Raw genomic sequence first — 12,384 nt, forward strand, 5'->3', positions numbered from 1 at the left:
TCATCCTTTTTCATTATGTTATTAACTCTTCTTTTGAAAAACATTTACAAATTCTTTATTATCATTAGTCTTAGATAACATATTGATAAGATTTTCTGTAACACCGTCCGAATTACCATCCTTATACATTGTCTTTCTTATAGAAAATGCTACATCTAACTCCTCTTTGGATAAAATTAAATCTTCTTTCCTAGTTCCTGATTTATATATATCAATAGCAGGGAAAATTCTTCTTTCTTGTAATCTTCTATCAAGATGAACTTCCATATTTCCTGTACCTTTAAACTCTTCAAAAATCATATCATCCATTCTAGAACCTGTCTCAACAAGCGCAGTTGCAAGTATTGTCAAGCTTCCTCCCTCTTCAATTTTTCTTGCAGCTCCAAAGAATTTCTTAGGCATTATAAGAGCCCCTGGATCAAGACCACCCGACAAAGTTCTACCAGTAGGATTTATTGTCAAATTATAAGCTCTTGATAATCTAGTTATACTATCCATAAGTATGACAACATCTTTTCCTTGCTCAACCATCCTCTTTGCTCTTTCCAGAACCATTTGAGCTACTTTTGCATGATTTTGTGGTTCTTCATCAAAAGTTGAATAAACGACATCTCCATTTATAGACCGCTTCATATCCGTAACCTCTTCTGGTCTTTCATCTATAAGTAGTACTATCAGTTTAACTTCCGGATAATTTTTAGATATGTTTTGCGCCACCTTTTTTAGCAAAGTAGTCTTTCCTGCTTTAGGTGGTGCTACTATTATTCCTCTTTGCCCTTTACCTATTGGGCAAATTATATCCATTAATCTAGATGACAAATCATTTTTGTCGGAAGTCTCTAATCTCAATCTTTCTTTTGGATATATAGGAGTTAAAGTTTCAAACGATTTTCTACCTATTGCCTTCTCTGGATGCTCCCCATTAACCTTTTGAACAAACAAAAGTGCTTTAAATTTTTCAGTTTCTTTAGCTTCTCTTACTTTTCCTTCAACTTCATCCCCTGTTCTTAGATTAAATCTTCTAATTTGAGATGGAGATACATAAATATCATCACTACTGGTCAAATAATTTTTGCATCTTAAGAAACCAAAACTATTATTTTCTAAAATTTCCAAAATCCCTTTTGCCACATTAGATTCATCTATCATCTCTTTCAAATTTTCTTTTTTCTCTGCAGCTTCAATTTTATTTACTTCTTCTCTTGATTCTGAAATTCTATTAACTTTTTCAACTTCCCTAGCGCTATTTTTTTCAGTATTATCTTGAGTTTTTTCTCCAACTTTAGGAGCTATATTCTCTCTTAATATTGTTCCATCTTTTTTTATAAAATTATTAGAACTCTTTAATATTTCCTCTATAAGTTCATTCTTTTTATATTTAGATATATTTTTAACACCTAAATCTTTAGCAATTTCTTTTAAACTAGTTAAAGTCATGCTTTCATAATCTTGTTTTGTCAAATTCGCACCTCCAATTTATAGATTATTAATCTATAAAAATCAATTCATTTTAATTATAGTTGTATTGGAAAATTTAATAATAAGATAATCAGATGTGATACAACGCTTTAGAAATATTTTAGAATAATATTAAATATTATACGATATCATTTTTGATGTTCTATAAATTTACTAATGTTATAACTTTATTAAGTTAAATATATTATATATAATTTTGAACTGGTAAGCTATAAAATAAGTTTACCAGTTCATATAATTATTATGCCTAAAATTATTATATATTAAACATGCATATAAAACAAATTTACTTTACTAATTTTTCTTTTACTGCCGCTTCAATAAAGCCTACAAATAATTTATGTGGTTTATTTGGTCTTGATTTCAATTCTGGATGGAATTGAACTGCAACATACCAAGGATGATCTTCAACCTCAACAATTTCAACTAACCTTTCATCAGGACTAGTTCCCACAATTTTCATTCCTGCTTCAGTTATTTGTTTTCTAAATTCATTATTGAATTCATATCTATGTCTGTGTCTTTCATTTATAGTTTCCTTCTTATAAACTTTATAAGAATTACTATTTTCATCTAATTTACAAGGGTATTGACCTAATCTCATTGTACCTCCAAGATTCTCTATATCCTTTTGATCTAGCATAAGATCTATAACAGGATGTTTTGTATCCGGATTTATTTCTGAGCTATTAGCATCTTCAAATCCTAGTACATTTCTTGAATATTCAATAACAGCACATTGCATTCCTAAACAAATCCCTAGGAAAGGTTTCTTGTTCTCTCTTGCCCACTTTATAGCTTCAATCTTTCCTTCTATTCCTCTATCTCCGAATCCGCCTGGTACTAGAACACCATCAACATCATTAAGCATTTCATCAGCACTGCTGCTTTCAATATTTTCAGCATTGACCCATTTTATTTCTACCTTAGAATCATTAGCAAATCCACCATGACTTAATGCTTCAACTACTGATATGTATGCATCATGTAATTCAACATATTTACCAACTAAAGCTATTCTTACGTTATTCTTAAGATTCTTTATCCTATCTACCATTTCGATCCATTCAGAATTATCTATGTCTCTACATCCTAAATGTAATTTCTCACATACAAGGTTATCTAATCCTTCTGAATGTAACATTAATGGTACTTCATATAAATGCTCTGCATCAAGATTTTGAATTACTGATCTTCCATCTATATTACAGAACAAACCTATTTTAGCTTTAATATCATCTGTCAATTCTTTTTCAGCTCTACAAACTATTATATCTGGTTGAATACCTATCATTCTTAATTCTTTTACAGAGTGCTGAGTTGGTTTTGTTTTCAATTCTCCTGCTTTTCCTAAGTATGGTACTAAGGTAACGTGGATGTAACAAACATTTTCAGCTCCAACTTCACTTTTTATTTGTCTAATAGCTTCTAAAAATGGTTGAGATTCTATATCACCAACAGTTCCACCAATTTCAGTTATTACTACATCAACATCTCTTTCATTTGCTACTTGATAAACCTTATCCTTTATTGCATTTGTTATATGAGGAATTACTTGAACTGTAGCTCCAAGATATTCTCCTCTTCTTTCCTTTTCTATAACCGAACTGTATATTTTACCAGTTGTAACATTTGAGTTTAAAGTCAAGTTCTCATCTATAAATCTTTCATAATGACCTAGATCCAAATCCGTTTCAGCACCATCATCCGTTACAAAAACTTCTCCGTGTTGATATGGACTCATTGTTCCTGGATCTACATTTAAATATGGATCAAATTTTTGAATAGAAATTTTCACTCCTCTATTCTTTAACAATCTCCCAAGAGATGCTGCCGTTATTCCTTTTCCAATACCTGAAACAACTCCACCTGTAACAAAAATGTATTTTGTATTCATTTTTATCCTCCCTATGTTAAAATATGCCAACAACTTGATGTTGACTTATTCGTAAAGTAATGCTATAATGTAAATCACCCCATAAAATATACTATGGGGTATTTGTGTTGCTTAATAACATAGGTATTATAATATCACATATTTATATCAATATCTAGTCTTTTTTTATAAATTCGTTATGTCACTCTTTTCTATAGTATTCTCCAGTTCAAAATACTTTTCTCTAAAAAATCTATTCACAAGTAATTTTTCCTCTGCTATTTTCAAATTACTATTTATGCTTCTAGATGTTTTGATCTTAAGCATTTCTTTTATCCTACTAGTTTCTAAGCAATTATTATTTTTTAATAATAAAAGTAATATATATTTATTATCTCTATCCTTTAACAGTTCTATAAACTTTTCTTCACTAATTTCATAGTAATTGCATATATTTCTTAAAATACTTAAATATTTCAATCTATTTTCCATAATTATCCCTCCATTTCAAATTATATCCTTATAGTTGTAAACTAATCAGTTTAAATATATCTTTTTATTATATTGAAAAGGAGGTTATTAAGTATCCTATAATTTACTGTACTTTTATTTCAATTGATAAATTAGTCTTTAATGCAGGTTGTCCACCAATTTCTAAGGCATACATTGTATTTATTATTCCACCTTCTTCATCAACATTAATCTCTAATTTTTTAGTATCTATTTTTATTTCCATTACCCCATAAGGTGTTTTGTATAAAGATACAGTCTTTTGCCTATCTTTAAATTCCATCTTAGTTTCTGTCGTCCCTTCTCTTATTAAATCGAAGGAATCTTCTCTTATTATTATAATAGTTTTGGTACCTTCCATACCTGATAATTTTGTCTCCTCATATTCTACTCTAAATCCGTCTTCTGTTTCATAAAATTCCCCAGGCGTCACTACTCCTATTAAATCTTCTTCATCATTTAAAACAGCACTATCAACAGTTATAATTGCTTTTTTATTCATATACTCGGCCTCCGATTTTTTATACATATATTTTTCATTAGCATAATACTTAAACTGACATTTCAATCTTATTTCACATTATTCTATTAATTTATTTTGTACTATTACACATAGTACAAAAACTTGTCCAGTTTTTTATATTGAACTCTTTCGTCTTCTTATTCCATTTAATTAAATATCTCTTTAAGTACCTCTAAAATTTTAAATTTTATTTGTATATTATTATTTCCTTCTTTATTTGCTTCTTCTGTTTTATCTAAATTTACTTCTTCGGCTCTATTTTTTTTACCATCGCTCACCTTTATCTTTTCCTCTGTTTTATCATATTCAACTTGGGCTTTGGATTCATCAACAAAGCATAATGGCGGAAACATCACACACCACCAATTTCTACCCTGTCCACTTCCTATGATTATCCTAAAAGCTTCATAATTTCCTTGTGGCAAGGTAATGTTCCCATAGGATTTATCCGGAAAATTTTCTCTAGATAATTCAACTTTCACATCATATTTATAATTATTATTTTTAATCACTTCTTCAGCTATCTTTTTTACATCCTGCATCTTATCTTTTATGATCTCTCTAGACTCATCTAAAGATTCCGAAGAATTTAAATAAGGATATAAATAATCTATAACTTTATTTTTCACTTCTATTTTTAATTTTTGATCATCATCATTATCGCTATTAGCTATAACATGAAATCTTATTAATGAGTCCTTAACTTCATTATAATCTAGCATTCTTACATTATCTTGAGTTTCAGCTCTACTTAGCATTCCAAAAGCACTACTTTCAAGATCTTTATTTGCTCCAACACTTGTACACCCGCTAAATATACTTACAATTGAACACAATACAATTATATATACTAATCTTCTTAATCTTAAATATCTTTTCATAAACAAACCCCCTTGTAGTTCAAAGTATTACCACTTGGAGGCTTTTTATACATTTTTTCAAGTTAAATTGTTCTTGTTATAAATACATCTTTATACTTCTTCTTCATATTATCATAACACATTTGCGCTTTTAGCATATCATCAAAGAAAGCAAAAACAGTAGGACCACTACCACTCATCATAGTACCAATGGCACCATTCAGTATAGTTTCCTCTTTAATATTAGAAATAATTTTATGCTTCTTCAGAGTTACATTTTCTAATAAGTTTTTCATATTATTGGCGATAAAATAAATATCATCATTTTCTATAGCTTCTATTAACTCCTTTATCCTAGGATGAAAAACAACTTTGGATAAATCAAAACTCTTATACACCTCTTTAGTCGAAACTCCAAAAGGCGGTTTTATTAAAACTAAAATCTTATTCTGAAAGCTTTTTAAGTTTGTAATTTTCTCACCAATGCCTTCACATAATGCTGTTCCACCACTAATACAGTACGGAACATCTGCACCTAACTTTAATCCTAACTCTTTTAGCTCATTATTATTTGCATTAATATTAAATAACTTATTCATAATTTTTAGAACTCCCGATGCATCAGTGCTTCCTCCCGCTAGTCCAGCTGATACAGGAATGTTTTTTATTATATTTATATTAACTCCTTCATCAATAGAATAAGTTTCCTTAAATAATCTTGCTGCTTTATATGCTAAATTTCTTTCATCTGTAGGAACATAATGCTTGTTACAAGTTATATTTATCCCTGACTCACACTTCTCTACTTCAATTATGTCATATAAATCTATAGTCTGCATTATCATTCGTAATAAATGATATCCATCTTCTCTTTTCCCCACAACATCTAAGGCGATATTTATTTTTGCATAAGCCTTAATCCTCATTTTATATATCTCCTCTGCACATTTTAACAATATTCTATCATAGCTAAAAAATCTTGTCTAATAAGTTATTTAAAAAAGGCTCATTATGCATTCATTGAGATATTGGGGTATATACTTTATGCTTAATAAAGCATAAAGTATTGTTCCTTATTAAATTCAAGTTACAGACTATTAATATATCGTCTGTACTTTCTGGTGTTTGACTCTACTAAATACTCTTTATTTATAACATCTACAAGCGCATCTAATTTTTCATAAAAAACTACAATTATGTCATTTTCATTACTGGCACTTATAGCATGTTTTAAGGCTTCTACTTCGTCTAAGCATATATCTATATCTGCATTTTTATTTGCTTTTAATATAGATTTTTCTAAAATTTCTGCAATTTCTCCAACATTTCTGCCACGTCTATCTTTATCCTCTTTTATAATTATCTTATCTAAGCTATTGGCACATATTTCTCCAATCGCATACCCTATATCATCTTTTCTATCTCCTGGTATTCCAATCACACCAATAAGATTACTTTTTCCTTTCATCTTCTTCAATGAAGATATAACCGCCTTATATCCCTCTATATTATGGGCATAATCTAAAATAACTTTTCTACCATAATAATTATATACATTAAACCTTCCACTATTGTATTTTCCATCCAATTTAAAATCCATAAATGCTTTTGAGATAATACAATAATCAATATTTAGACCTACCAATCCTGCACAAGCTGCCATAGCATTTTCGATATTATACTCCAGTTGTCCATTATAAGATATAGGTAATTCTTTTACTGAAACTACCTCATATTTTTTATTTTTGTTTACTACACATATAATATCATTTTCTATGAAGACAGCTATTTTACCATTATTTATATTCTCTTGTATCAAAGGATTCTCTTTTGACTTAGAGAAATAAATCTTCTCAGCTTCAAGCCTATTAATTATAGTTTTACTGTATTTATCATCAGCATTTATTACCACAACTCCATTAGGTTTTACCGCTTCCCCAACTAATGCTTTTGTAAAACTTAGTTCTTCAATAGTATTAATTTCATCTAAACCCAAATGGTCATTTGTTATATTGGTTACAACAGCTACATCTGCAAGATCATACGCTAACCCCCTTTTTACCAATCCACCTCTAGCCGTTTCTAAAACTGCTACCTCTACATCTTTATTTAATAAAACTGTCCTTGCACTTTCAAATCCTGCATCATCACCCTTATGAATGCATTTGTCGTTTATATATATACCATCAGTTGATGTCATTCCTACAGTATTACTCACTTTTCTTAGCACATGACTTATTAGTCTTGTAGTTGTTGTTTTTCCATTTGTTCCAGTAACAGAAACTATAGGAATATTATATGGCTTTTCATCATAAAGCATTTCTAAAATCGCTTTTCCTACATTTCTCGTTCTTCCTTTTAGAGGATAATGGTGCATTCTTATTCCTGGAGCAGCATTTACCTCCAATATAACACCATTGTTCTTTTCAAGTGGAACACTTATGTCCTTTGTACAGATATCAACTCCACATATATCTAACCCTAAAGTTTTCGCCGCATTTATACAATGTTCAATATTTTCTTCACAAATTTCATCAGTACAATCTACTGCCATACCACCAGTTGAAAGATTTGCATTTTCTCTTAATAATATTTTTTCTCCGTCTTTAGGTATATAGTTTAATTCTAATCCTCTTTTTGAGAGACAAGAAATTAATTCTTGATTAATTTTTATTTTAGTTAATGCTTTTTCGTGATCTTCTCCTCTAAGAGGATCCTCATTAATAACATCAATTAATTTCTTTAAAGTATCCTTGCCATTTCCAATAACAAAAGGTGCGAGTCTTAACGATGCCGCCACCACCTTATAGTTTACTACACAAACTCTATAATCTCTTCCATCAAGATATTTTTCAAGAATTATATCCTTTTGCTTTTTCTTTAAATTCATGAATGCTTCAACTAATTGCTTCTGATTATTTATATTAAGGATTACCCCTTGACCCTTATTTCCACATTGAGGTTTTAATACTACTGGATATCCTACTCTCTCTGCTTCCTGTAATAATCCGATTAAATTATGTACCTTGCTTCCTTCTGCTACAGGAATATTCTGATTTTGAAGTAATTGTTTTGTTAAAAGCTTATCACAAGATATATCAACACCTACACACTTTGTTTTACTTCCTATTGATGCTTCTATTATTCTACCAGCTTTTCCATATCCTATTTGATATATATTGCTATCACCAAGTTGCATTACCGGAAGATTATATTCTTTCGCTGCATCACAAATTGCTTTTGTAGTTGCTCCCATTTGCTCATTTTGTAGAATTTCTTTTATAATATCTATTCTTCCACTAAAATCTATTTGGTTTTGTTTAATTAATGAATTTACTAAATCAATAGCTAAATTAGCAATTTCAGTAGCAGTATTTTTATATTCATATTGGATGATGATATAATACATATCCCCCTCAATTTCTCTTGCCTTTCCATATGAAACATCCATACCCAAATTATTTTGTATTGCAATCATTATATGTTCACAAATATGTGCTAAGTATGTTCCTTCACTGAGTCTTTTAACAAAGCCTCCTTCTTCATCAATACCACATCTATGATTTTTTAACTCTGGTATAATATTAACAAGATTAAAATTGAAATTTGGTATATCCTTGCTTGGAATTTCACAATATCCTTCTAAATCGACATCTATTCTTATACACTTTTTATGAGAATAAACATTCTGTCCTTCATATATTCTCTTTTGTAGTATCTTCATGACTAAACTTTTCCTCCTCAAAAGGTGACTTTTTTATAAGATCAAATTTATTTCCATCAGTTAATACATGTAATTTAACATTGTGCATACTTAAAATATCATCCGCGTATAATTCTGAGACATTAGTATAAGTAATTGCACTACCATCAATAAAATAAACTGCCCCTTCTCCTATAACTTCTATTCTTCCGGATTGATTAACTATTATTCCCGTATTTTCATCTATTCCTATTCCTAAAACTTCAGGATTTTGTGCGATTCCTGTTAATAACCTTCCTATTCTTCCTCTTTGAGCAAAATGTTGATCAATTATAACATCTTTAATTAACCCTAGTCCTGGAGACATTTTTAATGTACATTTTCTTGGATCATCATCATCTTGTCCTTGAACTATCATTGTGTCACTCATTACAGATGCCCCTGCTGAAGTCCCTACTATAAATGCACCATTCTTCCATGCTTCTTCTAACGCATCGTAAACTGGAGTTCCACCAATTAAACTTGTTATTTTTAATTGATCTCCTCCTGTAAAAAATATTAATGCAGACTCTCTTATTAGTTCTACATTCATATCGTCAGATGCTTCTGTTCTCTCGCTTATATCTAATACTTTTATATTTTTTACTCCAAGCTCTCCAAAAACTTCTTTATATTTACTCGCGGCTTCTTTGGGATAGTCAGTTGCGATTGTTGCAACTAATAATACATCTTCATTCTTATCAATAGAATCACATACTCTTTTTAGAATTTCTTTTTTTCCTTCTTTATCTTCTGCTCCTCCAATGATTATTAAATTACCACTTAAAACTTTTTTCAAATTTTATCACCTCATATCATGCATTACATATTCTATCCACGAATTTTAATAATTATTCAAAAAATTAGCTTCAACAAAAAGAGGCTTCCAGATAACTATAAAGCCTCTTGAAACCTCTCTTTATTTTATGAACTTATTATTTCCTAAAAAATAGCTCTTCCCGGAATTATTAATTTTCTTCCCTCTTCTATATGTTCAGGATCCTCAATTTTATTTATTTTAATCAGATCATTTACTGTTGTATTATACTTCTTAGCCAAATCCCAAAAAGTATCGCCTTTACCCACAACATAAATAGTTATGCTTGCTTTTTTTTCTGGAATATCTCCCTCTTCCTCAATTATGTCTGAAATAAATTCTTTATTTACTTCGTATAAAACCTTGCCAGATAATATTATATTGGCTTTAATTGCTATACTATTTCCTTCTATTGCTGCATCTATGTTTTCTAAATTTGCTTTCACTATAGATTTCATATTTTCGTCAGCACCACTAATATCTATCATTGCTGAAAATGGTATTTCAGCTTTAATATGTGATAAATATTTTTCCTCATCTGTTGTCTTGTATAGCACATCTGCTTTAACAATGCCTTCTACAACAACTCGATCTCTCATAACTTGCTTATCAGTTATTATTATAGTTCCATTTGCAGATATAATATGTTCAGGTCTTAAATCATTATCTTTCAATTGAATATTATACTTAATTATTGATTCAGAGTTATTAATTCCATGTAGAATGCCAACCTCATGTTCATCTTTCTTAAGCCCAAGCAAACATTTAGTAGAATATGCATCTTTAATTGTATCTATATTTTCCTTTGAAAATATTTTAACATTCGCTCTCACTACGAACTCATCATTTACGATTCTTACTTCTCCCAAGTCGTCTTCTTCTAACATTAAGTCATTATTTAACACTTCATATGAAACATTTGGAATCATATCTGATGTAATGCCTCTAATTTCTTCTTCTTTTGATAAGTAAACATCGTCCTCTAACGGAATTAATTCTCTAGAATCCTCTCCTTTGTATAAAATATTTAATTTACAGTAACATCCAAGATATATTTTGTCGTCTACAATTTTTATTTCTTTTTTGTGCAGTAATAATGAACATTTTAATATTTTACTAATTTGAGGCTTATCCATTCCTACTCTGATCATAGATCTACCAACTAATTCAACATTTTCAGTTGCATTCATTTTGTTTATTGTTTCTGTATTTTTTAATACTTCTACCTCATCGCTTCCTTCTATATCTTTTACAAATTCGAATTCATTGCTTTTATAAAGCTCCCAATCTATTGTAATTATGCCTTGGATAGATATTTTCCTTTCATTCATTATAGCAGCTTCTATATGTTCAACATTACACTCCGCTTCACAAATCACTTTATTTTCACCTTGATTTAAATCAATATTATTAGTGAAGTTTTGGTTATAGCTAACCGAATTTGCCACTAAGCCATCTTCTTTAGCTAAATATATTACTGTGTATTCAACTTTACCTTCAATTACTATTTTATCACCAATTAGTTCCTTATTAGTTATAGTCGGTCTAGCTTCTACAGTTAATATCTCTTGTACGTCTGGATGAGTATCTGGTATTAAGTATTCATCTTTTAATACTGTATTAGTATTGTTTTCTCTAAGTAACTGCTCAAATTGTACATTTTCTTTTATGATATCTATATCTGCCATCTTTTTTATACCTCCATAAAATTCCTATTATTCATTTATATACTTTTAAGATGAAATTTATGATAGGTATATTTTTATTTTAATATTAAATTTTAGTAAAGATTTTATAATTTTCGCCTGATAATTTTTTCTTCTAAATTTTTTTTCGTTTTTTATTGACATATACTATTTTTTGTCGTAATATAGTAAGTGGTTATTGACCATATAACCTCTCATAAATTCTCAATACCCTTTTATACCATAGTTGAAAGATGGAAACCCACCATCTTTCTTTTTTTGTATTTGCATGCAATTAATTCAGCTTTCTTAGCGAATTTTGCGTTTAAATTATCAATTTATTGGTAATTTTTTTCATAACATCTCATAAACACATCTTAAACTTTCCAATAATTTACTTCTCTAATGGCGCCTATTCAGAAATATCACCAGAAAGTTATTATCTTACATTTTTAAAAACATCCATTTATTTAAATTATAATAAAAATAAATATTAAATAATAAATTTACTTGTAAAGTTATTATTTAATATTCTTTATTAAAAAGAAAAACCCCGATTTAATCGAAGTTTATATTCTAGTTGGAAATACCAATTGTACAGTCTTTGTTAATACATCTGAATAACTATATGTCACAGTCCTTTGGGTGTCATTTTTTAATCTTATTACAAAAATGCTTGGGTATACACTTTCAATTATACCATCGTTAACTAAAATCTTTTTTCTTCCACCATTAGCTTTCAGAGTCACTTTCTGACCTACGTGCCTCTCTATGTCGTTTTTAATGGAAGCAATAGTTTTAACTTTTTCCATGTAAACACCCTCTTTCATTATATATTATACCTTATAGGCTTATTTTTGTCAAGTAAAATTATTATTTTATCATTAACAAC

At 29.2% G+C, this 12,384-nt stretch carries 10 protein-coding genes; all 10 read right to left on the reverse strand.

Going from position 1 to position 12,384, the window contains the following annotated elements; all coding sequences use genetic code 11:
• Window positions 1-21: 21 nt before the first annotated feature.
• The 10 genes from rho to CLCHR_RS06735 all read right to left on the reverse strand — a co-directional run bounded on the left by rho (window position 22) and on the right by CLCHR_RS06735 (window position 12,304).
• A complete protein-coding gene (gene rho, locus CLCHR_RS06690) occupies window positions 22-1,461 on the reverse strand; it encodes a transcription termination factor Rho (protein ID WP_079438923.1) in 1,440 nt (479 codons plus the stop codon).
• 304 nt (window positions 1,462-1,765) lie between these two features.
• Window positions 1,766-3,376: a CTP synthase gene (locus tag CLCHR_RS06695; protein WP_079438924.1), complete on the reverse strand. Its 1,611-nt coding sequence runs from the start codon at window positions 3,374-3,376 to the stop codon at window positions 1,766-1,768.
• 165 nt (window positions 3,377-3,541) lie between these two features.
• Window positions 3,542-3,847, reverse strand: coding sequence for a hypothetical protein (locus tag CLCHR_RS06700; RefSeq protein ID WP_079438925.1), 306 nt, complete (start codon window positions 3,845-3,847; stop codon window positions 3,542-3,544).
• A gap of 103 nt (window positions 3,848-3,950) precedes the next feature.
• On the reverse strand, window positions 3,951-4,367 hold the full coding sequence (locus tag CLCHR_RS06705; protein WP_079438926.1) for a YwiB family protein: 417 nt from the start codon (window positions 4,365-4,367) through the stop codon (window positions 3,951-3,953).
• A 167-nt stretch (window positions 4,368-4,534) separates the two neighbouring features.
• Entirely contained in the window at window positions 4,535-5,269 is a 735-nt protein-coding gene (gene spoIIR, locus CLCHR_RS06710) for a stage II sporulation protein R (protein ID WP_079438927.1), read from the reverse strand.
• Window positions 5,270-5,331: 62 nt separating this feature from the next.
• Window positions 5,332-6,174, reverse strand: coding sequence for a 4-(cytidine 5'-diphospho)-2-C-methyl-D-erythritol kinase (ispE, locus tag CLCHR_RS06715; protein WP_079438928.1), 843 nt, complete (start codon window positions 6,172-6,174; stop codon window positions 5,332-5,334).
• 161 nt (window positions 6,175-6,335) lie between these two features.
• Entirely contained in the window at window positions 6,336-8,972 is a 2,637-nt protein-coding gene (cphA, locus tag CLCHR_RS06720; RefSeq protein ID WP_079438929.1) for a cyanophycin synthetase, read from the reverse strand.
• The gene (locus CLCHR_RS06725; protein WP_079438930.1) at window positions 8,944-9,789 is read right to left on the reverse strand and encodes a cyanophycinase; all 846 of its coding nucleotides are present in this window, start codon (window positions 9,787-9,789) and stop codon (window positions 8,944-8,946) included. The genes cphA and CLCHR_RS06725 overlap by 29 nt, the downstream gene beginning before the upstream one ends.
• 143 nt (window positions 9,790-9,932) lie before the next feature.
• Window positions 9,933-11,495 carry a DUF3794 and LysM peptidoglycan-binding domain-containing protein gene (locus tag CLCHR_RS06730; protein ID WP_079438931.1) on the reverse strand — a complete coding sequence of 521 codons (1,563 nt, stop codon included), beginning with the start codon at window positions 11,493-11,495 and terminating at the stop codon, window positions 9,933-9,935.
• 566 nt (window positions 11,496-12,061) lie between these two features.
• On the reverse strand, window positions 12,062-12,304 hold the full coding sequence (locus tag CLCHR_RS06735) for a Veg family protein (protein WP_011967739.1): 243 nt from the start codon (window positions 12,302-12,304) through the stop codon (window positions 12,062-12,064).
• Window positions 12,305-12,384 lie beyond the last annotated feature (80 nt).

The organism is Clostridium chromiireducens (assembly GCF_002029255.1).
Lineage (GTDB): Bacteria > Bacillota > Clostridia > Clostridiales > Clostridiaceae > Clostridium > Clostridium chromiireducens.